Below are 23,593 nucleotides of genomic sequence, written 5' to 3'. Positions count from 1 at the left end.
TCGGCCTCGCGCCGGTAGTCCTCGGCGGCTTTCCTCAGGGCGTCCCTGACCTCCGGATCGACGGCCTGGTCGGCGTGCCGCTCGGCGTTGTCGGCCTGCCTCAAAAGGTCTTCCTTGCTCGTCGTTCGGCTCTTCCTGTCGTCACTGAATCCATAATTTGTCTGCAACGCCCCGGGTTCCGCCTAGCCCTAGCGGCTTGCCTCTATGTTCTCTTTTTGTTCTAATTCGGTGGGGACGTCACGGGAGCTGAACATGCCGGACCTGGACTTCATCAGGGGGGAGATCGAACAGATGCGCATCCAGGTTGGGCGCCAGCGCAAGGAGATCCTTGGGCTGCAACGGGCGGGCATCGGCACGGCCTCGGCCGAAGCATTGCTGAGCCGGATGCAGGCCAGGATCGACGATCTCTGTGCGCAACGGGATGCCCTGAAGAAGAACCAGCCGCATCACAACCAGGGCAAGGCGCTCGGAGGCCGCAAGTGGTAGCGCTGCGCTGGTTCGACGATGAGCCCGAGCTTTCGCCCTTCCTGAAAGCGCTGGAAGACGTTCGACGCAAAGCCACGCGGGAAGGGTGGTGCTATGCGCATGTGCAGGCCATCATTGTGGCGATCGACCAATATGCGGAAGCGGCCACCGGCAACCGGGAGTATTTTCTGAACAAGCCGGTTTCAATCGGTGAATCGCGCAAGAGCGATCGCGTGCCCTGAGTTGTGGAAATCCGTGCTGCGGCGATTGTTTCGAACGCATCGATTTTTGCTTGGACTTTCGTGACTTCGGGTGATGCGGGCTGAGTTATTGTGCGGAACTCACGGCCAACTGCTGCTTGCGTTTTGGGCCTCAATAGGTTCTAAGCCCGGTGACTTTCATGACCGTTGGTATGAACAGCAGCCTGCTGCGTAGTTTTACCGCGTCCCGGGCAGAGCCACATCGCGGCTCTCGCGCACCACATTCAAAGGATTCCAGAACATGGCGAAGATGACCAAGAACCAGTTGATCGATGCGATTGCAGAGGGCACGCAGGTTGCAAAGAGCGACGTGAAGTCGGTCATCGAGTACATGGCGACGGTCGGCTACAAGGAGCTGAACGAGTCCGGTGAGTTCGTCATTCCCGGCTTTGCGAAAATGTCGGTGGTGAACAAGCCGGCGACCGAAGCCCGCATGGGCGTCAATCCGTTCACGAAAGAGCCGATGCAGTTCGCGGCCAAGCCGGCCAGCAAGTCGGTCAAGGCATCGCCGCTGAAGGTTGCCAAGGACGCTGTTTAAGGACGCTGTTTGATCCGACGATAGAGAGCTGCGTGTCGAGCGGTCGCGGCGAGCGTGCACTCGATCGCGGCCTCGGCGTTCCAATCGGCGAGCATCGCAAGAGAAAAACCCCGTGCTTTCGCACGGGGCTCTCCAGCTGACGGCAATGGGATTTCAGCGCCTGGCCGCCAGCCGTATTTCTAAGTTAAAGTTGAAAATCCAAAAAGCAACAGCGCCGCGATGACGGAATATGTTCGTCAGGCGGCGCTGCCATATTGACTGGGCGCTGAAATCCCCAGCTTCCATGAGTCTTTGCAGTGCACAGAAGGTTCAACGCGAAGCTCGCGGAAATCGCTTGGACGGCTCGCCTGGGTCTCTCAACATCGCGCTGGACATTCGTTCCCATTTTGTTCTAGTTGGGGTCGTGGAGGTGATTCATGACCATCGAGAAACAGCGCGAAGTGATCCGGCTCTGGAATCAGCTCAGGAAGGTCCGGGGCCCGGCCGCAGAAGAACTCCGCATCCAGATCCTTGAATGCTTCGCCGAGAAGGACAGCGCCAAGCGATCGGCAGCTTGAGCAGCGTCACCGGTTGAGGAGGGCGCTGGACATCGCCGGCGCGCGTTCGAATTAGAACGGGCCGGACTCGCTTGCGTGCGCCCAAGGGGCATGATTGCAGGAGTGACAGCGACGTTGCCGTTGGAAGCCCGTCCTCTGGCGAGGCGTGGCGGCCTCGGACCTTTGCCTCCGGTCATTTAGGAACCAGCGTTTGCAGTGAACGTTCGCCGTGCATGACATGCCCGCGATGCGCCAAGCCGATGACGGCGAAGTCGACCAACACTTTCTGGTGCGAGCCGTGCCGCGAGATCGTCATCGTGTTTGCGGTCGTCTCGAAATTCCTGCCGCCGGCGAAATGACAGACCATACTTTCATCGATCGTTAGCAAACGCGCCGCGCTGGTTTTATCGATTCCGATTCGTTCTTTGAGAACGAAATGGAGTCGGATGCAGAACAAGCTGCGCCTGTCGATGTCGATGCGGCCCGTGCTTGTCGCGGCCATCCGGTGTGATGCCTCGCTGACGCCATGTGATCGTGATGTAATCGTGCCTGCATCGCGCGCTGCACACCAATTGTTAGGAGTTGCTCCGCGCCGATTTCTTCGATTCCGATTCGTTCTTTGAGAACGAAATGGAGTCGAAGCTAGAACAAAGCTGGTCAGTGGCACTGCCATAACTGCCCGGGCTTTCGCGCGACGCTGTAATGGCTCGCGGAGGTCTGAGCCTCTTCCGCAAACCTGCTAACGAAAGTTTGCGGCGAAGCCGATAACGCTAATCGGTTAGGTTAAAAGCGAAGTCGCGTTGCAGTTGCGGCGCGTTGGGATAGTGTCTGGCAACGGCAACCAACAAACCGCTTTGTCCAAGAACCTTTGTCCAAGAACCTTTGTCCAAGAACCTTTACCCAAGAACCTTTGAACGAACCGCTTTGTCATGACGCCTTTTTCAGAACCGTCGTTTTATCAAGGCGACCGGCACACCTACCGGCGCGTCGCTGTTGTCGGCACGCTGTTTTGCCTCGCCTTCGTGGTGATCAGCTTTTCGCTGCGACCGCAGGCCGAAGACACGCGCGTCGCGGTCAAGGCCGACCGGCTGGTGCGCACCGCCGGCCAGGCGCCGCGCGCGAACTAGCGCTCGTCGCGGTAGATCTGGTCGTCGGGGCCCGCGTGGCGGCACGACGCACCGCGGCTCGCGAGCGCGACGAAACCGGCATAGCCGGCCAGGTTGAGCAGGACTTCGAGCCACACGGGCATGTCGGCCTCTCTTGCGCGAAGTCGACACAACGTGCGCGCGAAAGAGATGTTCCTCGCTCGCCAAGAAATTTCCAAAAAAGAAATTTCCAAAAAAATTCCCGGTTCAAAGCGGGGAGGAGGGGTCGAGCCGGCGGCCGAGCGTCGCGACGGATTTGGGGGACGGCTGCTCCTTGAGGAACTCGGCAATGGCGCGTGCGAGCTCACCGTCGGTCATCGGCGTCGCTGGCGGGCGAAGGGTGCCGACGCCAAAGCTGTGGACGATCTCCTCGTAATGTTGATCGCGTGTTTTTGGAACGAGCCTGCGGATGCGGGCGAGCAGAGCGGATATCGGCAATCTTTCCTCCTCGATCACCCGCCCCGTTGGCAGCCGGTTGGCTGTGCTGCCATTTTCGTTCCTGAAACAAAACCCCGCCAGCATCACAGTAGATGCTGACGGGGCTTCGTGCGCGGCCTCTACCGGATAGCGGAGGCTTGCACTCGCAACCTCAATCCATGAGAGCCGATTTCGTTCCGCTCGCGCCAATTTTTTTGCGCCCTGGGGTTCCTCCACGGCGCGCGCAACCATGACACAGAGCCGGCGTTGTTTCGCCAGCTACGAAGGAGCAGATGCATGATGAAGAAAACACTCGCAGTTCTGGCCACCGCTGCGGCGGTGGGCGTGAGCGCAGTCGCGGCGCCGGCTCCTGCGGAGGCGCGCGGTCGCGGCATCGGTCCGGGTCTCGCCTTCGGTCTTGCCGCCGGCGCGATCACCGCGGGCGCGCTGGCTGCGTCCCATCCGTATGGCTACGGCTATTACGATGGCCCGGCTTATTATTACGGACCTGGCCCTTACGCCTATTACGGCGGCGGACCGTACTATTATGGCCACCGCCACCACTACTACTACCGTCACTGGTAACAGCCACGGCTAAGCGAAAAGCCCGGAGCGATGCTCCGGGCTTTTTTCATGAAGGTTTCTTGCGCGATGATCTACGGCCAGAGCGAGGGCCGTTCGACCTTGCGGGCATTCTCAAGCGTTGAGACGCAATATTCCTCACGCTCGCGCTTGAATTTTTCCTGGGTGGCGCGGAAGGCGGCGACACGTGCGGCGATCTCGTCGCGTTCGCGGACTTTGCGTTCCTGGTCTTCGGTCATGTCCATCCCCTCTGTTCGCACTTGAACTGCGTTGACACCTGAACCCAAGCGGCGCCGCCGCATTGCACCTGAGTCGTATTCGAAGACATGCATTGGCGCTTCTGATTGGGGCGTCAATGGGGAGGAGGCATTGCAGGATTGTGATAAGCGAAGGGCGGAAAAAATTGCCGACTGCGTTTCGCGAGACGGTGGATAAGAGTGTCAACAATCTTGTCGCTTGCACATGTTGCGGCTAGCCCAAAAACAAATCGCGAAAGCAAATCAGCGCGCGTGAGGCACAAGATGTCCGCCGGGCACAGGCGTCTGCAAGGTGACGGCAACGTCCGGCTGCGGCATGCTATAGAGCCATGCTCGGGACCACGGATGACTTGACTACGGATCACTTGCCCATGATCACTTGCCCATGATCACTTGCCCATGATCGCATCGGATCTTCGCAGCGGCGTTGAACGGCTCGGCGACATGATCGCCGAAGCCAAGACCATCGTGCCGTTCACCGGCGCCGGCATTTCGACGGAATGCGGCATCCCCGACTTTCGCTCGCCGGGCGGGCTGTGGACTCGCAACCGTCCGATTCCGTTCGACGAATTCGTCGCCAGCCAGGACGCGCGGGACGAAGCCTGGCGCCGGCGCTTTGCGATGGAGGAGACCTTTGCGGCGGCAAAGCCCGGCCGCGGTCACCGCGCGCTGGCCTCGCTCTACCGCGCCGGCAAGGTTCCCGCTGTCGTCACCCAGAACATCGACAATCTGCACCAAGCCTCCGGCTTCGCCGCCGGGCATGTGATTGAGCTTCACGGCAACACCACTTATGCGCGCTGCATCGGATGCGGGCAGACCTATCAGCTCGACTGGGTCAAGCGCCGGTTCGATCAGGTTGGCGCCGCCCCCGACTGCATCGCCTGCGATGAGCCGGTGAAAACCGCCACCATTTCGTTCGGCCAGGCGATGCCCGACGGCGAAATGCAGCGCGCAACCGAGCTGTCGCAGCATTGCGACCTCTTCATCGCGATCGGTTCCTCGCTCGTCGTATGGCCTGCGGCGGGCTTTCCGATGATGGCAAAGAACGCCGGTGCACGTTTGGTCATCATCAATCGCGAGCCGACCGAGCAGGACGACATCGCCGACCTCGTGATCCGCCATGACATCGGCGAAACGCTCGGGCCGTTCGTCGGCAATTGATCGGTCGTTTTTGATTCGCGCCTGTGCAAGCTGTTCATAGGTTCCGGCGAATCTCTTTTTTGTCTATGCCTCTCAACCGAGAGTGTTATCTTTTGATTCGAAAGATTCGCGTCGCGTCCAGCTGAGATGATTCTCGAAAGACGCGTGATTCGACGCCGCCATTCAGGCGGGTTGCATGGCAGTGTGGGGTCCGGGGTTATGGGGTCGTCGGACGGATTTGAGTCCAAGAAGGCTGGAGTTCCCGCGGTGGGCGAACACGGTACCGGCCGCGACAGCGCGCTCAGTCCCTTCACCGGACTGGGCGAGGCCAGCGCCAACCTCGTCGAGGTGCACGGCGTCATCAAATGGTTCGACGCCTCCAAGGGCTACGGCTTCATCGTTCCCGACAACGGCCGGCCCGACGTGCTCCTGCACGTTACCGTGCTAAGGCGCGACGGCTTCCAGACTGCGTACGAGGGCGCCCGCATCGTCGTCGAATGCATCCAGCGCGCCAAGGGCTATCAGGCCTTCCGCGTGGTCTCGATGGACGAGTCGACCGCGATCCATCCGGCGCAGATGCTGCCGCCGCGCACACACGTCACGGTGACCCCGACCAGCGGCCTCGAGCGGGCCCAGGTCAAATGGTTCAACCGGCTGCGCGGCTTCGGCTTCCTCACCTGCGGCGAGGGTACCCCCGACATCTTCGTGCACATGGAGACGCTGCGCCGCTACGGCATGACCGAGCTGCGGCCCGGCCAGTACGTCCTGGTCCGCTATGGGCCCGGCTCCAAGGGCATGATGGCCGCCGAGATTCATCCCGAGACCGGGTCGCCGGTTTCTTCGCACTAAGGCCTTGCCCATTCCCGCAATCGTGAGCAGAGGCGCGCTGCCAGGGCCGCGTGCGCCATCTGGCTTTTGCGGCGATCGCCGCGTAAGGATTGTCGCGGTCCCACGCCGTCAGGCATGATTGCTGTCCGAGTGTCCCCATGAGTTCTGATCGAATGGCCGCCTGGTTCCTGAGCCGGAGCTGGCTTGCTGCCATCCTCGTCATCGCTGCCTTTGCCGTTGTGAGCGCGCCCGTCGGCGCCGCGAGCTTCCAGCCGCTCGAGATCGTCACCAAGAACGGCGTTCAGGTGTTTTCGGTCGAGATGGCGACGACGGAGGAGGAGAAGCAGACCGGCCTGATGCACCGCAAGGAGCTGGCGGACGGCAAGGGCATGCTGTTCGACTTCAGCCCCGAACAGGAAGTGTCGATGTGGATGAAGAACACCTACATCTCGCTCGACATGATCTTCATCCGCGCCGACGGCCGCATCCTGCGCATCGCGGAAAATACCGAGCCGATGTCGACCAAGATCATCTCGTCACACGGTCTCGCCAAGGGCGTCCTGGAGGTGCCGGCGGGAACGGCGCAGAAATACGGCATCCGTCCCGGCGACCGCGTCGGCCACCCGCTGTTCGGCAGCAAATAGGATCGATCGGCGGAATTATTGTCGCCTTGCGGGCGGCTTGGGAAGCTTGCTGGCGCCCTGGGAAGCGTGTATCGACAGGGCTCGCCGGACATTCGGGGTATAGCGCAGCCTGGTAGCGCGGCAGTTTTGGGTACTGCAGGTCGTTGGTTCGAATCCAGCTGCCCCGACCAGTGTTTTCAAACACTTAGAGCAAGATGGGCCGGTCTTTCCGTCGCAGAAATTGTGATTGGAAAGTTCATGAGGAAGGCGCGAGCAGGGCGCATTGCTTCGCCAAATGCCGGCGGATGCGCGCCAAGCGCGCGACCCCGCCTGGATCTCTTCATACGGCGACCAATGGCATTCCCTTGATAGCTTCCCACTGCTGGGTTGAAGTCGTGCCTGACCACGCGTTGCGCTCGAGATTTGGCTTCCACGCGGCCGCCGGATCGAGATTGCCGGACTTCGTGAAGAAGGCGTTCGCTCCGTAGGTCGATACAGCCGCCAACCCGTACCCGTGCTCCCCGCAAAGCTTCGCAAGGGCCGCGAGCGACGCGCCGTGGTACCAGCCAGTTGGATGCTTCTGGTGGCGAACAAAGGTGGGGTCATAAGGAACGGTGACCGAGGCAGACTCAAAACTGGCGTTGTACTCGACCGAAATGATCGACGGACCAATCCCGATCAGCTTTTCGAGAAACCAGTAGTCGTTGCCATCCACGTCGATAGAGAGAATGCCGAGGCGCTCGAATTTGGTTCGAATGAAATCGAGATTGTCGAGAGAGAGAAAGCTGTTTCGAATATCGATCGAGGTCGGAAGCAAGACCTTTGCGTCTTCGACTTGTTCGGCCGAGCCGTCAATCAAGAGCCCCCTCCATTCGGGCTCGTTGGCGAATGCAGCACAGTTGAATTTCACGGGGTGGAAGCCGAACTCAACAAATGTCTTCGGCGCCGCTGTGGTCGCGGCAAGATCAGCTAGAATGTCCGCTTCATCGGCTTCGCTCTTGGTCCCGTGTTTGAGCTGCATCAGGCGGTAGCGAAGCCTTCGAAGCTGCGGGATAGATTTAAGAAAGGCGCGCATGGTTCCCAATCCGTCGAATGGCTGAAACAGCATAGATATCGTTCAGAAACAATTTGCAATGTTCATCCCGCGCAAATCGCGTCACGAGCTTGGCAAGTCCATGGCGGGCCACGCTCTCAGCGCCTGATTTCGACGCGTTCCGCGTTGAAGGGAGAAAGGCGAGGGACCCTATCTGCGTCCCACCGGCGTCTCCTTAAGGCGAGCTCATCATGTCGATCAGTGCGATTGTTCATCCGCTGCGGCGGTGACGACGTCGCCATCGACCGCCACCGCTCGGCGACGGCGCTCAGAGCACGTCCAGCACCATTTCCAGCGTCTGAGCCCAGTGATCGCTCATGCCGGGACACGCGTCCCGGAGCGCCTGACCAGTCCAGACCACATGACCAAAGTTCATCGAACCTTTGGACGTCGCCACAGACATATGGGTGTTGGGAATTTCAGCGCCCAATGTCTAAACGGACGCCGCCAAGCGATGATATTCCGCTTGCGCGGCGTTGCGCTTTTCGGAGCGGGCCAATCAGTTCGTCGCGTACCAGCCGAGCGGAAACGGCAGGAACGGCCAGATCCCATGGTTGTCGTTCGAGGCTTTCGGTGGTTCTTGAGCGGATGTGTTGATGGCCGGAGCAGGCGGCGTCGATCGCACCGCCAAGCGCAGACAGGCACACTGCAAATTCATTGTGGTCGCCCCAGCCAGGAAGCACTTTTCAAAATTGAGCAGTTCAAAATTGCCACGCGCCCCTCAAAACGGCGCGCTCGTTTTCAAATCGCGTACCCATTCTAGAAAAACCGGCGGTGGCTTTCAACCGGTCTTACTGCTCTCTCGCGACAGTTAAGGTTGACCGGTTAGGTTAAGGCAGAGCGGTTGTTGCGGTCGCGTTCGCGACTGCTATCAACTCGGTCCCGGCGCGCGATGGGCTGCCTGCAATCTATGCTCACACAAGATCACAGTTCGTCGCGGCGCTCGTATCTTGTGAGTTCTGCGTCATGTCTTTCGATCGCAACGTCCCGACCGTCAATCCGCAGTCCAGCTGGGCCGATATCTGGCACCTCTGGACCGTGCTCGTGCCGCGCCGCTCGATCAACGGGCAGCTCGTCTACGGCAAAGTCTGGCGGCGCCACGACGGCCGCGACTGGATCTACAAAAAATTCACCGAGTACGACAGCAACGAAGCGGCTTGAGCTGGCGCTGCTGCCGCCGGGATCAGCCCGCCTTCGCCGCCGCCGGCTTGGACGGCGGTGGCTTCAGCGGCTTGTCCTGCCGCTTCGACCAGGAAATGTAATAGGCGACCGTCGTCATGATCGCGATGCCGGCGACGCTGACGAAGATCTGCGCGAACAGCGAGCCCGAGCTCATCGACAGCTCGAAATGGCCGACGAAGGACAGGAACACGCCGACGCAGAACACGGCGAGCGATTGCTGACCGCAGACGATGATCGGATCGAACCCCTTCCACTCCAGCCCCGGCCACTCCTTGGGCACGAAGCGGATCACCAGGATCACGATCACGACGAAGTGGATGAAGCGGTAGGGCGCGAGGTTGGTCTTGTCGTTCGGGTTGAAGGCCGAGAACAGCCACTGCGGGAACATGCCGCCGAGGCTCGGGAAGCGGCCGGCCATGGTCATGATCAGCGCGAACAGCAGATAGCCAAGGCAAAGGTAGAGCGTGATCGGCGCGTTGATCACATTCATCGAGCGCCGCGCCCCGCCCATCGCGCACCAGGCGCCGAATACGAACAGCACCTGCCAGCAATACGGGTTGAAGTACCATTGTCCGGCGGGATAGGCGTTCAGATTCCAGCCGAAGTGACGCGCGGTCAGCCACAGCACGATCGACAGCACCATCGTCAGGTCGGGCTTGCGCAGCATGAACCACAGCACCGGGGGGAACAGCCCCATCAGCACGATGTAGAGCGGCAGCACGTCGAGATTGAGCGGCTTGAAGCGCAGGAACAGGCCTTGCCGCAGCGTCTCGGTGGCATTGTCGACGAGGCCGGCCACGTTGAACTCATTGATCATCTCGGAATCGCCGAAGCGCAGCGCCAGATAGCTGATCGAGGCGATGTAGATCACGAACAGGATGATGTGGGCGACGTAGAGCTGCCAGACCCGCTTGGTGAGCCGGGTGGCGCCGACGAGGAAACCCCGCTCCAGCATCATCCGCGCATAGACGAAGGATGCAGTGTAGCCGGAGATGAAGACGAAGAGATCGGCGGCGTCGGAAAAGCCGTAATTGCGGGTCGTGATCCAGTTCACGACATTGTCGGGGATGTGGTCGAGGAAGATCGCCCAGTTCGCGATGCCGCGAAACAGGTCGAGCCTGAGGTCGCGGCCTTTTTCGGGAAGCGTTGCGTTGATGTTCAGGAAGGCCATGCGACGGGAGCTTTCGGAGGGAATAGATAGGCTGATGTCGGCGAGGCAGAGCCGCCGGGCGGGAGCCCGGCGCGGAAGGCGGGTACGCAATTGTCACGGCGCAGCATAATGACTATACCCGTCGGCTAGGTTACCGGGGGGCCCGGAATCACCGATCAGTTCCCGAAAGGTGTCTCTATACTAGCTATCCCCGCGTTTTCCACCAACTGCTACCGTGACGCATCGAAATCGAACGAAAAGACGCAAAGAGGCCCGGACCACCCCATGACCGCACGCATTTTCAAGCCCGCCAAAAACGCGATGCAATCCGGCCGGTCCACGACCCGGGAGTGGCAGCTCGATTACGAGCCGGAGCAGCCGCGCGCAGTGGAGCCGCTGATGGGCTGGACCTCGTCCGGGGACATGAAGCAGCAGATCACATTGCGCTTCCACAGCAAGGAAGAGGCGGTCGCCTATTGCGAGCGCAAGGGCATCGCCTACCAGGTGATCGAGCCCAAGGAATCGGTGCAGCGGCCGGTCGCCTATGCCGACAATTTCTCCTTCCGCCGCGGCGAGCCCTGGACGCATTGAGGCGCGGTCGCTGCTGGCAGCGAGAGCTGGGCTTCCCCTGAGAACCCTTGGCAGCTCCTAGGCCGCGTGCTTCGCTAGCGTGAGGCGTAACGGGATGGCGAGGTGGGGTATGGCCGGGCGTGACCAGCTCGACGGCGTCGATTTGCGGATCTTGTCCGAGTTGCAGCGGGATGGGCGGGTCCGTAACAACGAGCTGGCGCTTCGCGTCGGCGTGTCCGGGCCCAACTGCGTGAGGCGGCTGAAATCTCTTTTTAGCCGCGGCGTGATCCGGGCGATCCGCGCCGTCATCGACGAGCGGCTGCTCGGCTACGAAGTGGTGTCGTTCGTCACTATTCAACTCGCCAGCCAGGCCCAGCCGGTGCTGGAATCCTTCGAGAGCTCGATCGCCGCGATCCCGCGCATCCAGCAGTGCTGGCGGATTTCGGGCGACACCGACTACCTGCTCAGATGCGTTGCGCCGAGCGTGGAGAACATGCGCCAGCAGCTGCTGCATTTTGCCGCGATGCCCAACGTCAAGAACGTCCGCAGCTTTCCGGTGCTCGGCGTGGCGAAGGACGTGCCGCTGCCATTGCAGGAACTCGCCGCGTCCGCGTCGGCGGGCTAGGGACTGCGCTCAACCCATACATCAACGGTATCTGTCGCGAAATTCGCGCGGTGAGGCCCCGGTCCAGCTCCGGAAGGCGCGAGAAAAGCTCTTTTCGTTACGGAAGCCCGCGATCTCCGCGATCCGCTTGATCGGCGTGCGGCCGCGCATCAGCTCCTGCTTGGCGAGCTCGAACTTGGTCTCTTCCTTGAGGTCGCGCAGCGAGGTGGCTTCCTCGCGCAGGCGCCGATGCATGGTCCGAGTGGAAAGCGCCAGCTCGCTCGCGACATCCTCCGCGCCGAGGATGCGGCCGCGCGCATTGCGAAGCACGTGGCGGACGCGCTCGACCAGCAGCCGGTCGCGCCGATAGGGCAGCACGGTCAGCCGCAGCGCGCCCTTGAGCATGCTGTCGAGGTCGGCCGGACTGCGGGTGAGCGGCAGCGACAGATAGTGCCTGTCGAAGACGATGCGGGCGCCGTCTGCATCGAAACGGACATTCCTGCAGAAGATCGTCGGATAGACCGAGACATGGTGCGGCTCGGGAAAGGGAAACTCCGCGGTGCGGAGCGCGATTGCGGAATCGACGGCCCAGCACGAGAAGCCGAGCACATAGCGGAGCAGGGTGACCAGGCAGAACTCGCGGAGATCACCGAGGTCGCGCTGCTCGCGAAGCGAGATGGTCGCGGTTTCCTCTCTCACGGCGAGCTCGAACAGGACGTCCTCGGTCAGCAGACGGTGATGCCGGCACCAGCGCTTGAGCGCGACCTCGAGATTGGGCGCGGTGATCGAGGCGCGGCACAGCATGCCATAGGTGCCCCAGGGCAGCCGGCGCGAGAACCAGCCCAGTGCTTCGTCGTCGAGCTCGCGCATGGCATGGCCCGCCAGCGCCTCGAATTGCGCCGCTGTCACCCGCCCGTCCATCGATTGGGCGAGCTCTTCGGTGACCTGTCCCTTCCCCAGCGCCTCGGCCGGATCCCGGCCGTAGCGGGCATAGGCGGCGACCACGCCGCGGACGAAGGCGGCGGGGGTCACGGCGCGGCGGGGCGTGGCGGTCGCGGCTTGGAAAGGCATGAAAAATCCTCGCCAAACTTGGCGGAAAATGCAACCTTTTCGACCGAAGCGGCACCGGCACGGGGGTAGGTTCGGGCCGATAAGAATTCGGAGGACTCGCCTTGAACATCCCAAGCATCGATTTCGATCTGGGCGAAGACATCGCCATGCTGCGCGACACCCTTCGCGCCTTCGTGGAGGCGGAGATCGCGCCGCGCGCCGCCGAGATCGAGAAGGCCAACCTGTTCCCCGCGGACCTCTGGAAGCGCTTTGGCGACCTCGGCCTGCTCGGCATGACCGCGCCTGAGCAATATGGCGGCTCCAGCATGGGCTATCTCGCCCATATCGTCGCCATGGAGGAGATTTCGCGCGGCTCGGCCGCAGTGGGGCTGTCCTACGGCGCACACTCCAACCTCTGCGTCAACCAGATCCGCCGCAACGGCAGCGACGCGCAGCGGCAGCGCTATCTGCCCAAACTGATTTCCGGCGACTATGTCGGCGCGCTCGCGATGTCCGAACCGAGCGCCGGATCGGACGTAGTCTCGATGAAGCTGCGCGCCGACAAGCGCGGCGACCGCTACGTGCTCAACGGCTCCAAGATGTGGATCACCAATGGCGGCGATGCCGACGTGCTCGTGGTCTATGCCAAGACCGATCCGGAGGCCGGCCCGCGCGGCATGACCGCCTTCCTCATCGAGAAGGGCTTTAAGGGCTTCACCCACGGCCAGCATCTCGACAAGCTCGGCATGCGCGGCTCCAACACCTATCCGCTGTTCTTCGACGACTGCGAGGTGCCGGAAGAGAACGTGCTCGGCGGCGTGGGCGAGGGCGTCAAGGTACTGATGTCCGGCCTCGACTATGAGCGCGCCGTACTCTCCGGCGGCCCGCTCGGCATCATGGCGGCGTGCATGGATGCGGTGGTGCCATACATGCACGAGCGCAAGCAGTTCGGCCAGCCGATCGGCGACTTCCAGCTGATGCAGGGCAAGCTCGCGGACATGTATTCGACCTGGCAGGCGACGCGGGCCTATGTCTATGCCGTGGGGCGCGCTTGCGACCGCGCCAATCACGCCCGTAGCCTGCGCAAGGATGCCGCCGCGGCGATCCTCTATTCCGCGGAGAAGGCGACGTGGATGGCGGGCGAGGCGATCCAGGCGCTGGGCGGCGTCGGCTACACCAGCGAGTTTCCGGTTGGGCGACTGTGGCGCGACGCCAAACTCTACGAGATCGGCGCCGGCACCTCGGAGGTTCGCCGCATGCTGATCGGCCGGGAACTGATGGCGGAAACCGCCTAAGCCTTCACGCCATAGGAATTGCCGCGGAACTGGTCCAACCTGCCCGCGGCCTCTCACCACGTCGCCAGAAACGCGGGACCTGCATGCCGCTCCATTCCAGCATCGATCCGTCTTCATCAGATTTTGCCCGCAATTCTGACGCCATGCGTGCGCTCGTCGCGGACTTGCGCGAGAAGCTCAGCCAGGTCGCCGGCGGCGGCGGCGAGACCTCGCGCAACCGCCACACGGCGCGCGGCAAGATGCTGGCGCGCCAACGCGTCGACCTGCTGATCGACCCCGGCACCGCGTTCATGGAGCTGTCGCCCCTTGCGGCCTATGGCCTCTATGGCGGCGACGTGCATTCGGCGAGCGTCGTCACGGGTGTAGGGCGCATCGCGGGCCGCGAATGCGTGATTGTGGCCAACGACGCCACCATCAAGGGCGGCACCTATTACCCCATGACCGTGAAGAAGCATCTGCGCGCGCAGGACGTGGCGCGGCAGAACAACCTGCCCTGCGTCTACATGGTCGATTCCGGCGGCGCGTTCCTGCCGCTCCAGGACGAGATCTTTCCGGACGAGCGGCACTTTGGCCGCATCTTCTACAATCAGGCGCAGATGTCTTCGCAAGGCATTCCGCAAATTGCGATCGTGATGGGCTCCTGCACCGCTGGCGGCGCCTATGTGCCGGCGATGTCGGACGAGAGCATTATCGTGCGGAATCAAGGCACTATCTTCCTCGGCGGCCCGCCGCTGGTGAAGGCGGCGACCGGTGAAGTCGTGAGTGCGGAGGAGCTCGGTGGCGCCGACGTGCATTCGCGCCAGTCCGGCGTGACCGACCACTACGCCCAGAACGACGCCCATGCGATCGGTATCGCGCGACGCATCATCGGCACGCTGAAGCCGTCAGCGCGGCCGAACCTGAACATGCATCCGCCGCGCGATCCGCTGTTTCCGGCTGAGGAAATTTACGGCGTCGTGCCGGTCGACGGCCGCAAGCCGTTTGACGTCCGCGACATCATCGCCCGCATCGTCGACGGCTCCGAGTTCGACGAGTTCAAGAAGCTCTACGGCACGACGCTGGTCTGCGGCTTCGCCCACATCTGGGGTTTTCCGGTCGGGATCATCGCCAACAACGGCATCCTGTTCAGCGAGAGCTCGCTGAAGGGAGCTCACTTCATCGAGCTGTGCTGCCAGCGCGGCATTCCCCTGGTGTTCTTGCAAAACATCACCGGGTTCATGGTCGGCAAGAAATACGAGGCCGGCGGAATCGCGCGCGACGGTGCCAAGCTGGTGACGGCGGTTGCGACCGCGTCGGTGCCGAAATTCACCGTCGTGATCGGCGGCTCCTACGGCGCCGGCAATTACGGCATGTGCGGGCGTGCCTACTCGCCGCGCTTCCTGTGGATGTGGCCGAACGCGCGCATCTCGGTGATGGGCGGCGAGCAGGCTTCGATGGTGCTGAGCCAGGTCCGGCGCGACAATATCGAGGCCAAGGGCGATAGCTGGTCCAAGGACGACGAAGAGACATTCCGCAGCCCGATCCGCGCGCAATATGAGAGTCAGGGGCACCCGTATTATGCGACCGCGCGGCTGTGGGACGATGGCGTGATCGACCCGGCCGACACGCGGCTCGTGCTCGGCCTTGGCCTCTCGGCGGCGTCGAATGCGCCGATCGAGCCGACGAAATTCGGCCTGTTCAGGATGTGATGCGATGGACCGCTCAAAGCTCTACCGGCGTTTTCGCACACTCCTGATCGCCAACCGCGGCGAGATCGCCTGCCGCGTCATCCGCACCGCGCGCACCATGGGCCTGCGCACGGTCGCCGTCTATTCCGAGGCCGACTGCGACGCCATGCATGTCGCGCTCGCCGACGAGGCCGTTCTGCTTGGGCCGGCACGGGCACGCGACAGCTATCTCAATGTCGAGCGGTTGATCGAGGCTGCGCGCAAGACCGGCGCAGAGGCGGTGCATCCCGGCTACGGCTTCCTGTCCGAGAATGCGGACTTTGCGCGGGCCTGCCTCGATGCCGGCCTGGTCTTCGTCGGCCCGACCGCCGCGATGATGAATGCGATGGGCTCGAAATCCGGCTCGAAAGCGCTGATGGAGAAGGCCGGCGTGCCGCTGGTGCCCGGCTATCATGGCGAGGCGCAGGACGAGGCGACGCTGTGGAAGGCGACCGAAAAGATCGGCTTTCCCATTCTGGTGAAGGCTTCAGCCGGCGGTGGCGGCCGCGGCATGCGGATCGTGCGTTCGGCGGCCGAGCTTGAGCCCGCGATCATCAGCGCCAAGCGCGAGGCCAAGGCTGCGTTCGGCGACGATCGTATGCTGATCGAGAAATACGTCGACAATCCCCGCCACATCGAGGTGCAGGTGATCGGCGACAGCCACGGCAATCTCTTGTCGCTGTTCGAGCGCGAATGCACCTTGCAGCGCCGGCACCAGAAGGTGATCGAGGAGGCGCCGTCGCCGACGCTGAACCCTGCGCAACGCGAGGCCGTCTGCGCCGCTGCGCGCAAGGCCGCGGGCGCGGTCAACTATGTCGGCGCCGGCACGATCGAGTTCGTCTCCGATGGCAAGGACGTGTTCTTCATCGAGATGAACACGCGCCTTCAGGTCGAGCATCCCGTGACCGAGCTGATCACCGGAATCGATCTGGTCGAGTGGCAGTTGCGCGTCGCCTTCGGCGAGGCACTGCCCTTGAAGCAGGACGAGATCCGTCTCAACGGCCACGCCGTTGAGGCCCGCGTCTACGCCGAGAATCCGACCAGGAATTTCATGCCGTCGGTCGGAAGGATCTCGACCTGGCGTCTGCCGGCGGAAACCGGCGGCTTGCGCATCGATTCCGGTTATCGCGAGGGCGACAGCGTCTCGCCTTACTATGACGCGATGCTGGCCAAGATGATTGCCTGGGCGCCGACGCGGGATGTCGCAATCGAGCGGCTGAACCGCGGCCTGGAAGATTCCGACGTCCGCGGCATCGTCACCAACATCCCGTTCCTGTCGGCGCTGATCACGCATCCGAAAGTGCGGGCGAACGCGATCGACACCGGCTTCATCGAGCGCGAATTGGCAGTCCTGACGTCAGCTGCGCCGGCACCTAGCGAGCTGGAGCTGTGTGCCGCGGTTGCCGCCGTCATCAACGATGAGCGCAAAGCCGTGCAGGCGGAACCGCAGTCGCCCTGGCAGACGTTTGGCTGGATGCCGGTCGGTCGCCGCCAGCGCAGCTTTTCCTTCCGCGTCGGCCATGGTGTTGGTGTTGGTCATGGGCCCGAGCTGAAAGTCACCTTGAACTACGGCAGCGGGCCGTCGACGCTCGTGGTCGGCGAACGCGAGCTGGCATTCGCGATTGCGCCGCGGGACGGCGGCTTCGATCTGACCCTCGACGGCGTCAAGTCGCAGGTCGCGGCCGTGATCGACGGCCATGAGCTGTACTTGCGCACGCGCAATGGGCGCTTCGATCTGCACTGGGTCGACCCGTTCGGCGGCGAGAGCGAGGAGCATGTCGGCGAGGACAAGATCACGGCACCGCTGCCGGGCACCGTCGTCGCCTTGCTGGCGGAGGCGGGCGCAACGCTCGAGAAGGGTGCGCCGATCCTCACCCTGGAGGTGATGAAGATGGAGCAGACGCTGCGCGCCCCGTTTGCGGGCGTCCTGACGGCGATCAAGTGCAAGGTCGGCGACATCGTGCAGGAGGGCGTCGAGCTTGCCGTGGTCGAACCGTTGGCCGAGTGAGAGTGACATGAGCAACCAGGTCCGCATCATCGAAATGGGCCCGCGCGACGGCCTCCAGAACGAGAAGACACCCGTCAGCGTCGAGGCCCGCATCGCCTTTGTCGAGGCGCTGGTTGCGGCCGGCCTCACCACCGTCGAAGTCGGCGCCTTCGTCTCACCCAAGGCGATCCCGCAGATGGCGCGCTCCGACGCCGTGCTGCGCGGCGTGAGCCATGTGAAAGGCGCCGAATTCCACGTATTGGTGCCGAACGAGAAGGGCTATGATGCCGCGCGCGCGGCGGGTGCCCAGGTCGTCTCGGTGTTCGCGGCGGCCTCCGAAGGATTTTCACGGGCGAATATCAATTGCACGGTCGCGGAGTCCATCGAGCGCTTCAAGCCGGTTCTCGCGCGGGCCAAGCAAGACGGCGTCAGGGTCCGCGGCTATATCTCCTGCGTGCTGGGCTGCCCGTTCGACGGCGAGATCAAGCCGAAGGCAGTAGCGGATCTGGCCAAGACCTTGTGGGATCTGGGCTGCTACGAAATCTCGCTCGGCGACACCATCGGCGTCGGCACGCCTACCAAGGCCAAGGAGATGCTGCGCGCCGTCAGCACCAACATTCCCGCCGCCCATCTCGCGATGCATTTCCACGACACCTACGGCCAGGCGCTCGCCAATCTCTATGCCGGCCTGGAGGAGGGCGTCCGCGTCATCGATGCCGCCGCCGGCGGTCTCGGCGGCTGTCCCTACGCGCCGGGCGCGACCGGCAATGTCGCGACCGAGGACGTCGTCTACATGCTCGAGGGCATGGGGATCAGGACTGGCGTTGATATGGATAAGCTGCTGGCGGCGACCAACGAGATGAGCGGCCTGCTGGGCAAGCCGCCCGTGAGCCGCGTGGCATCCGCGCTGAACGCGAAGCGGCAGCGCGCCGCTTCCTAGTCCTCCGTCATTGCGAGCGCAGCGAAGCAATCCAGAATCTTTCCGCGGAGGGTTTCTGGATTGCTTCGTCGCAAGGGGCTCCTCGCAACGACGACTGAGCAAGCTTTCGTAGGCTCAGGCCGCCTTCAATCCCACATCCGGCAGGCGCGGGCGGTTCTTCAGCGCCTTGGCCATCATCGCCTCGACTTCGGCCTTCTCCTGCGGCAACAGCGCGAGGCGGGGCGGGCGGGTCAATGCGGTGCCGCGGCCCATGATGTGCTCGCACAGCTTGATGCACTGGACGAGGTCCGGCCGCGCGTCGAGATGCAGCAGCGGCATGAACCATTCGTAGAGCGGCATCGCTTCGGCATAGCGTCCCGCCTTGGCGAGCCGGAACAGCGTCTCGCCCTCGCGCGGAAAGGCGTTGGACATGCCGGAGACCCAGCCCACCGCCCCCATGGCGACGCTCTCGACGATGACGTCGTCAAGCCCTGCGAAAAGCACGAAGCGGTCGCCGACCATGTTGCGGGTGTCGATGAAGCGCCTTGTGTCGCCCGAGGAATCCTTGAAGCAGACGACGGTCTCGACATCGGCAAGCGTGGCCAGGATATCCGGCGTGACGTCGTTCTTGTAGATCGGCGGATTATTGTAGAGCATCACCGGCAGGTCGGTCGCGGTGGCGACGGCACGGAAATGCGCGGCGGTCTCGTGCGGCTTGGACGAATAGACCAGCGCCGGCATCACCATCACGCCGTCGATGCCGACGCGCGCGGCTTGCTTGGCCGTCTCGACCGCGAAGGCCGTGGTGAACTCGGCGATGCCGCACAGCACGGGCACGCGGCCGGCCGCGACCGACTTGGCCGTCTCCATGATCGCGACTTTCTCCTTGCGCTCCAGCGAGGTGTTCTCGCCGACCGAGCCGCAGACTATCAGGCCGGATACGCCATCGCGGATCAGCCCCTCCATCACCTCTGCGGTCGCGTCGATGTCGAGCGAGAGATCGTCGTGGAATTGCGTGGTCACGGCCGGGAAGACGCCTTGCCAGGAAATGCGGGGGCTCATGGCTTTACTCCAATGATTTTGCCAAGTGGATTTGCCGGCGGATTGCTGCGTCCGCCGGGTGTCGTGAGGATGATGGCGAATCGGATCAGAGCGTTGCGCCGACCTTGCGCAGCTCGGCCAGAACTGGCGCCTTGGGCAGCCAGATCTTGTCGAACTCGGCAATCACCGCCTCGGTATCGCCGGCCGGCACTTGCCGGATCGGGATCGGCGCGTTGCGGAAGTTCTCGATCAGTGTCGGCTCATTGCTGGCAAGCTCGTCGATCTGTGCGTCGAGCGTCGATTTGACCGTCTTGGTGATCAGTTCGCGGTCGGCGCCCGGCAGCGACTGCCAGACCCGGCCCGAGACCACTGCCGCCATCGGCATGAAGACGGCGTTCATCTGCAGGATCACCTTCGAGACCTTGTCGAAGCGCTGGTTCCAGGAGAATTCGAGATCGGCCTCCAGCCCGTCGACCTGGCCGTTGGCCATCGCATCGAACACCTGGGGTGTCGGGATCGGCGTTGGCGCAGCGCCCAGCGACGAATAGAAATCGCGGTAGACCGGCGTCGGATTGATCCGCAGCTTCATGCCGCGAATGTCGGCCAGCGTGGTCAGGTCCTTGGACGAGAACACCGCGCGCATGCCAGTGATGCCCCAGCCGAGCCCGATCGTGCCGGTCTCCTGTGGCAGCACCTCGAACAACTTGATCGCCGCCGGATGCCGCACGAATTTCGCGACCGCAGGCGTGGAGCGAACGATGTAGGGCGCGTTGATCGCGGCGATGTGCGGCACGCGCGAGCCGAGCTCGGCAGCCTGGATGAAGCCCATGTCGAGCGCACCGGACTGCAGTTGCTGCATCATCGCGGGCTCGTTGCCGAGCTGGCCGGAGTGGAACACGGTCACGGTCAGGCGGCCGCTGGTGGCGGCCTTGAGATCGTCGCCGAATTTGAGCGCGGCCTTATTCCAGGAATGGCCATTGGGCGTGATCAGGCCAAGGCGAAATTCCTTGGCCTGTGCCAGTGCGAGGGATGGTGCGAACAGCGGCACGGCTGCGCTGGCGGCGAGAAAGCGGCGACGTGAGATCGGCATGGTTGGGCTCCTTTGAGCGGGCCTATTTGACGAGGATCAGCGAGAGCGACGGATAGAGCGAGAGCAGCACCAGCAGGACGCAGGAGATGATGAAGAACGGCAGCGTCACCATGAACATCTTGCCCGGCTTGGCGCCGGTGACGGCGGCTGCGACGAAGAAGCAGAGCCCGACCGGCGGCGACAACAGGCCGAGCACCAGATTGATCACCACCACCACGCCGAAATGCCTGGGATCGATGTGATAGACCTCGGTCGCGACCGGCAGCAGGATCGGCACCGTCATGATCAGGCCGGGAATGCCGTCGATCACCGTGCCGATCACCAGCAGGATCACGTTGCAGATCAGCATGAAGCTGACGGGATCCTTGGCGGCCGACTGGATCCAGCCGGCGGTCTCCTGCGGCACCTTGCCGAAAATCAGAACCCAGGAGAACACGGCCGCGGCGGCGACCAGAAACAGCACGATCGCCGCGTAGATGGCGCTGCGCAGCATCATCTGCGGCAGCTGCGAGAACTCGAACTCCTTGGTCCAGAACTTTCCGACCAGCGCGGCGGCGACCGCGCCGACGGCCGCGGATTCCGTTGCGTTGGCGAGGCCGCCAAGAATGGTGCCGACGATGACGATCGGGATCAGCAGGGTGGGCGAGGTTCGCAGGATCGTCGCCACGCGCTGACGCGGGGTCTGATAGTCGGCGCGCGGATAGTTGTAGACGTATCCCATCAGCGCGATGACGAGGCAGAACATCACGGTGAGGATGACGCCCGGCACGATGCCGGCGATCAGCATGTCGCTGACCGAGACCTGCGCCAGCACGCTGTAGACCACGAACATCACCGACGGCGGAATAATCGGGCCGAGCATCCCGCCATAGGCGGTCAGCCCCGCCGCAAAGGTCTTGTCGTATCCCTTCTTCTCCATCTCCGGCACCATGATCTGGGCCATGATCGCGACCTGCGCGGTCGCAGATCCCAGGATCGAGGAGATGAACATGTTGGCGAGAATGTTGACGTAGGCGAGCCCGCCTTTCAGCGAGCCGACGAACGCCATCGCCATGTCGACGATGCGGCGGGTGATGCCGCCGCCGTTCATGATCTCGCCGATCAGGATGAAGAGCGGAATGGCGATCAGGCCGTAACTGTCGACGCCGCCGAACAGCTGAAGAGGATAGGACTGGAACAGCACCGGATTGCCGGATGCGGCGATATAGACGAGACCTGCGAGGCACAGGCAGAGGCCGATCGGCACGCCGACAAGCATGATCGCGACGAAGGCCGCCGAGGTGATCATCAGTTGACCCCGTCGAGCTCGGAGAGCGCAAAGCCCTTCGGCGGCGTGCGCGGGACCAGCTCGAGATCCTCCAACAGGTTGGCGAGACCATGAACGGTCATCGACACCGCGAAGATCGGCAGCGTCAGGTAGAGCACCCAGGTCGGCCAGTTCAGCGTCTGGGTGTGCTCGGTGTAGAGGAAGTTGAAGGTCTCCGCGGCGAGCTTGCGCCCGTCAAAACCGGCTCGCGCGAGCCCGACCGGATCCATCCAGAGCACGCAGGTGATGATCAGCGCGATTCCGAACACGACGACGAGGCCGGTCGAGATGACCTTGGCGATCTTCTGGTGGCGGAGCGAAAGACGCTCCGTCAGCATCGTGACCGCGAAGTCGAGCCGCAGCCGCGTCATTGCGGAAGCGCCGATGAAAGTCAGCCAGACCACGCAATAGACCGCGGATTCATCGATCCAGTAGATCGGGAAATGCGAGTAGCGGGTGACGACGTTCACTAGGATCAGGCCGGTGAGCAGATACATCAGGCCCATCAGCGCGATCCGCTCGCAGGCGAGCAGGGCACTGGAAGCATTCACGACGATCCGCCGGGCGCTGAACGCCGGCACATCCGGCACCGTCTGCTCGATCATGAAAGACCCCAACGCCAAAGCGAGATTTGTCGTGCTATTGGCGAATGTATAATTTATACATTTTGCGTGTCAAACGGAGATTGCGGTCATTCCGGCGGCAGGACGCGCTTTTGCTGGGCACCTGGCTTTTGCCGAACACCCGGCTTTTGCGGGATACCTCAACATGCAAGAGAGGGACCGCTTCGTCCGGACGAGTGGGGGAGGAAGACGGAAGATCAAATGAAAGAGCCTCTGAAGCATCGCACCCTGTCGGCTGCGATCGTCGACCAGCTCCGGCGGGCGATCCTCGACGGCACATATCCGGCGGGATCACAGTTGCGCCAGGACGCGCTCGGCGACGCCTATGGCGTCAGCCGCATTCCCGTGCGTGAAGCACTATTTCAGCTCGAGGCCGAAGGGCTGGTGCGGATCGTCCCGCAGAAGGGCGCCATCGTCTCGGAGCTGTCGCTGGACGAGATCAATGACGTCTTCGACCTACGCCGGATCCTGGAGCCGCGGCTGCTGGCGCAGTCGGCGCCTCGCTTCACGGCGGTGGATTTCGAGGGGCTCGACGACATCCACAAGCGCTTCGAGAAGGCGATCAAGGCGCGCAACGTCAGCGACTGGGGGCAGCTCAATGCCGACTTCCACATGGCGCTCTACGTTCACGCGCCGCAGCCGCGCACCAGGACCATCGTGCTGTCGCTGCTCCAGACCAGCGACCGCTACACGCGCCTGCAGCTCTCCAACACCAAGGCGATGGGCATAGCTGAGAAGGAACATGCCCATCTCGTCGCGCTCTGCCGCGCGCAGAAGGTCGAGGAGGCCTGCCGCTTCCTGGAGCGGCACATCGAATCCGTGCGCAAGGATCTGCTGCAGGTCGTGGGCAGCGGCACGATTGCGCCGAAGTCCCGACGGAAGAGCAAGCGTTAATCGTAGGACCTCCTACCGGTGGTCAAGGGGGATTGAGGGTCCTTGAATGAGCATATCGTAGCGCCGTGCTCGACGCTGTCCCGGACGCTACGCGCCGGCTCTGCCGGTGCCGAAGGCATCCTGGACAGCATCTGCGCGCGGCGCTCTGGCGATCGGCAGGTCGGAACGAAGGAATGGCCGCCTGGCCGAACAAAGGAATAGGCTCACGCGTTTGCAGAGTTCTTCGTGCTGTTATGGTCCGCGTCGTAAGGGGTCTTTCGCTTGAGCGTCGCGCATAAGGCAAAAAGCAAGC

Annotated in this window: 28 protein-coding genes and 1 tRNA gene; 18 read left to right on the top strand and 11 right to left on the bottom strand. The window is 62.9% G+C overall.

Going from position 1 to position 23,593, the window contains the following annotated elements:
- Window positions 1–252: 252 nt before the first annotated feature.
- The 4 genes from GWG65_RS37915 to GWG65_RS37900 all read left to right on the top strand — a co-directional run bounded on the left by GWG65_RS37915 (window position 253) and on the right by GWG65_RS37900 (window position 1,820).
- The gene (locus tag GWG65_RS37915; protein WP_275200500.1) at window positions 253–486 is read left to right on the top strand and encodes a hypothetical protein; all 234 of its coding nucleotides are present in this window, start codon (window positions 253–255) and stop codon (window positions 484–486) included.
- The gene (locus GWG65_RS37910; protein WP_148738386.1) at window positions 480–707 is read left to right on the top strand and encodes a hypothetical protein; all 228 of its coding nucleotides are present in this window, start codon (window positions 480–482) and stop codon (window positions 705–707) included. The genes GWG65_RS37915 and GWG65_RS37910 overlap by 7 nt, the downstream gene beginning before the upstream one ends.
- 259 nt (window positions 708–966) lie before the next feature.
- Window positions 967–1,263 carry an HU family DNA-binding protein gene (locus tag GWG65_RS37905; protein WP_148738387.1) on the top strand — a complete coding sequence of 99 codons (297 nt, stop codon included), beginning with the start codon at window positions 967–969 and terminating at the stop codon, window positions 1,261–1,263.
- Window positions 1,264–1,679: 416 nt separating this feature from the next.
- A complete protein-coding gene (locus GWG65_RS37900; protein WP_187435703.1) occupies window positions 1,680–1,820 on the top strand; it encodes a hypothetical protein in 141 nt (46 codons plus the stop codon).
- Between the two features lie 172 nt (window positions 1,821–1,992).
- On the opposite strand, the gene GWG65_RS37895 is transcribed toward GWG65_RS37900, so the two are convergent.
- Window positions 1,993–2,301: a hypothetical protein gene (locus GWG65_RS37895; protein ID WP_275200499.1), complete on the bottom strand. Its 309-nt coding sequence runs from the start codon at window positions 2,299–2,301 to the stop codon at window positions 1,993–1,995.
- Window positions 2,302–2,728: 427 nt separating this feature from the next.
- Here GWG65_RS37895 and GWG65_RS37890 point away from each other — a divergent pair, with 427 nt between their 5' ends.
- Window positions 2,729–2,926 carry a hypothetical protein gene (locus GWG65_RS37890; protein WP_275200498.1) on the top strand — a complete coding sequence of 66 codons (198 nt, stop codon included), beginning with the start codon at window positions 2,729–2,731 and terminating at the stop codon, window positions 2,924–2,926.
- Here GWG65_RS37890 and GWG65_RS37885 read toward each other — a convergent pair.
- Together GWG65_RS37885 and GWG65_RS37880 are read right to left on the bottom strand one after the other, a co-directional pair.
- Window positions 2,923–3,048 (bottom strand): hypothetical protein, encoded by a 126-nt coding sequence (locus GWG65_RS37885; protein ID WP_275200497.1) that lies wholly within the window; start codon window positions 3,046–3,048, stop codon window positions 2,923–2,925. The two genes, GWG65_RS37890 and GWG65_RS37885, sit on opposite strands and share 4 nt — an antisense overlap.
- 103 nt (window positions 3,049–3,151) lie before the next feature.
- The gene (locus GWG65_RS37880) at window positions 3,152–3,466 is read right to left on the bottom strand and encodes a hypothetical protein (RefSeq protein ID WP_275200496.1); all 315 of its coding nucleotides are present in this window, start codon (window positions 3,464–3,466) and stop codon (window positions 3,152–3,154) included.
- Between the two features lie 195 nt (window positions 3,467–3,661).
- On the opposite strand from GWG65_RS37880, the gene GWG65_RS37875 reads away from it, so the two are divergent.
- A complete protein-coding gene (locus GWG65_RS37875) occupies window positions 3,662–3,946 on the top strand; it encodes a hypothetical protein (protein WP_275200511.1) in 285 nt (94 codons plus the stop codon).
- Window positions 3,947–4,017: 71 nt separating this feature from the next.
- Here GWG65_RS37875 and GWG65_RS37870 read toward each other — a convergent pair whose 3' ends face one another.
- On the bottom strand, window positions 4,018–4,182 hold the full coding sequence (locus GWG65_RS37870) for a hypothetical protein (RefSeq protein WP_275200495.1): 165 nt from the start codon (window positions 4,180–4,182) through the stop codon (window positions 4,018–4,020).
- A gap of 417 nt (window positions 4,183–4,599) precedes the next feature.
- On the opposite strand from GWG65_RS37870, the gene GWG65_RS37865 reads away from it, so the two are divergent.
- The 4 genes from GWG65_RS37865 (at window position 4,600) to GWG65_RS37850 (ending at window position 6,982) form a co-directional block, all read left to right on the top strand.
- Window positions 4,600–5,361 (top strand): Sir2 family NAD-dependent protein deacetylase, encoded by a 762-nt coding sequence (locus GWG65_RS37865; protein WP_275200494.1) that lies wholly within the window; start codon window positions 4,600–4,602, stop codon window positions 5,359–5,361.
- A gap of 198 nt (window positions 5,362–5,559) precedes the next feature.
- Window positions 5,560–6,189, top strand: coding sequence for a cold-shock protein (locus GWG65_RS37860; protein WP_275200493.1), 630 nt, complete (start codon window positions 5,560–5,562; stop codon window positions 6,187–6,189).
- A 137-nt stretch (window positions 6,190–6,326) separates the two neighbouring features.
- Window positions 6,327–6,812 (top strand): DUF192 domain-containing protein, encoded by a 486-nt coding sequence (locus GWG65_RS37855; protein ID WP_275200492.1) that lies wholly within the window; start codon window positions 6,327–6,329, stop codon window positions 6,810–6,812.
- 93 nt (window positions 6,813–6,905) lie between these two features.
- Window positions 6,906–6,982: transfer RNA gene (locus tag GWG65_RS37850), tRNA-Pro, on the top strand.
- A gap of 149 nt (window positions 6,983–7,131) precedes the next feature.
- Here GWG65_RS37850 and GWG65_RS37845 read toward each other — a convergent pair.
- Window positions 7,132–7,866, bottom strand: a complete 735-nt coding sequence (locus GWG65_RS37845; RefSeq protein WP_275200491.1) for a hypothetical protein — start codon at window positions 7,864–7,866, stop codon at window positions 7,132–7,134.
- Window positions 7,867–8,850: 984 nt separating this feature from the next.
- On the opposite strand from GWG65_RS37845, the gene GWG65_RS37840 reads away from it, so the two are divergent.
- Window positions 8,851–9,045 carry a hypothetical protein gene (locus tag GWG65_RS37840; RefSeq protein ID WP_275200490.1) on the top strand — a complete coding sequence of 65 codons (195 nt, stop codon included), beginning with the start codon at window positions 8,851–8,853 and terminating at the stop codon, window positions 9,043–9,045.
- A 22-nt stretch (window positions 9,046–9,067) separates the two neighbouring features.
- Here GWG65_RS37840 and GWG65_RS37835 read toward each other — a convergent pair whose 3' ends face one another.
- A complete protein-coding gene (locus GWG65_RS37835) occupies window positions 9,068–10,237 on the bottom strand; it encodes an OpgC domain-containing protein (RefSeq protein WP_275200489.1) in 1,170 nt (389 codons plus the stop codon).
- A gap of 264 nt (window positions 10,238–10,501) precedes the next feature.
- Between GWG65_RS37835 and GWG65_RS37830 the strand changes: the two genes are divergently transcribed.
- Both GWG65_RS37830 and GWG65_RS37825 read left to right on the top strand, forming a co-directional pair.
- Window positions 10,502–10,807, top strand: coding sequence for an ETC complex I subunit (locus GWG65_RS37830; RefSeq protein WP_275200488.1), 306 nt, complete (start codon window positions 10,502–10,504; stop codon window positions 10,805–10,807).
- Window positions 10,808–10,916: 109 nt separating this feature from the next.
- Window positions 10,917–11,411: an Lrp/AsnC family transcriptional regulator gene (locus GWG65_RS37825; RefSeq protein ID WP_275200487.1), complete on the top strand. Its 495-nt coding sequence runs from the start codon at window positions 10,917–10,919 to the stop codon at window positions 11,409–11,411.
- Between the two features lie 21 nt (window positions 11,412–11,432).
- On the opposite strand, the gene GWG65_RS37820 is transcribed toward GWG65_RS37825, so the two are convergent.
- Window positions 11,433–12,461: an AraC family transcriptional regulator gene (locus GWG65_RS37820; protein WP_275200486.1), complete on the bottom strand. Its 1,029-nt coding sequence runs from the start codon at window positions 12,459–12,461 to the stop codon at window positions 11,433–11,435.
- A 101-nt stretch (window positions 12,462–12,562) separates the two neighbouring features.
- Here GWG65_RS37820 and GWG65_RS37815 point away from each other — a divergent pair, with 101 nt between their 5' ends.
- The 4 genes from GWG65_RS37815 (at window position 12,563) to GWG65_RS37800 (ending at window position 18,368) form a co-directional block, all read left to right on the top strand.
- Complete coding sequence (locus GWG65_RS37815; RefSeq protein ID WP_342760707.1) at window positions 12,563–13,735, top strand: isovaleryl-CoA dehydrogenase; 1,173 nt, start codon at window positions 12,563–12,565, stop codon at window positions 13,733–13,735.
- A gap of 83 nt (window positions 13,736–13,818) precedes the next feature.
- A complete protein-coding gene (locus GWG65_RS37810) occupies window positions 13,819–15,423 on the top strand; it encodes a carboxyl transferase domain-containing protein (protein ID WP_275200485.1) in 1,605 nt (534 codons plus the stop codon).
- A 4-nt stretch (window positions 15,424–15,427) separates the two neighbouring features.
- A complete protein-coding gene (locus GWG65_RS37805) occupies window positions 15,428–17,449 on the top strand; it encodes an acetyl/propionyl/methylcrotonyl-CoA carboxylase subunit alpha (protein WP_275200484.1) in 2,022 nt (673 codons plus the stop codon).
- A gap of 7 nt (window positions 17,450–17,456) precedes the next feature.
- On the top strand, window positions 17,457–18,368 hold the full coding sequence (locus GWG65_RS37800; protein ID WP_275200483.1) for a hydroxymethylglutaryl-CoA lyase: 912 nt from the start codon (window positions 17,457–17,459) through the stop codon (window positions 18,366–18,368).
- A 114-nt stretch (window positions 18,369–18,482) separates the two neighbouring features.
- Here the strand turns inward: GWG65_RS37800 and GWG65_RS37795 are convergent, their stop codons facing one another.
- From GWG65_RS37795 to GWG65_RS37780, 4 genes are all read right to left on the bottom strand, one after another.
- On the bottom strand, window positions 18,483–19,409 hold the full coding sequence (locus GWG65_RS37795; protein ID WP_275200482.1) for a dihydrodipicolinate synthase family protein: 927 nt from the start codon (window positions 19,407–19,409) through the stop codon (window positions 18,483–18,485).
- 85 nt (window positions 19,410–19,494) lie between these two features.
- On the bottom strand, window positions 19,495–20,478 hold the full coding sequence (locus tag GWG65_RS37790; RefSeq protein ID WP_275200481.1) for a TRAP transporter substrate-binding protein: 984 nt from the start codon (window positions 20,476–20,478) through the stop codon (window positions 19,495–19,497).
- Window positions 20,479–20,500: 22 nt separating this feature from the next.
- Entirely contained in the window at window positions 20,501–21,766 is a 1,266-nt protein-coding gene (locus GWG65_RS37785) for a TRAP transporter large permease (protein WP_275200480.1), read from the bottom strand.
- On the bottom strand, window positions 21,766–22,389 hold the full coding sequence (locus GWG65_RS37780; RefSeq protein WP_275200479.1) for a TRAP transporter small permease: 624 nt from the start codon (window positions 22,387–22,389) through the stop codon (window positions 21,766–21,768). The genes GWG65_RS37785 and GWG65_RS37780 overlap by 1 nt, the downstream gene beginning before the upstream one ends.
- A 219-nt stretch (window positions 22,390–22,608) precedes the next feature.
- On the opposite strand from GWG65_RS37780, the gene GWG65_RS37775 reads away from it, so the two are divergent.
- On the top strand, window positions 22,609–23,301 hold the full coding sequence (locus tag GWG65_RS37775; protein WP_275200478.1) for a GntR family transcriptional regulator: 693 nt from the start codon (window positions 22,609–22,611) through the stop codon (window positions 23,299–23,301).
- The last annotated feature ends 292 nt before the right edge of the window (window positions 23,302–23,593 follow it).

It is taken from the genome of Bradyrhizobium sp. CSA207, from assembly GCF_029051685.1.
Lineage (GTDB): Bacteria > Pseudomonadota > Alphaproteobacteria > Rhizobiales > Xanthobacteraceae > Bradyrhizobium.
The sequence above is the reverse complement of the archived record's forward strand: the minus strand, read 5'-3'. Positions and strand labels throughout refer to the sequence as shown.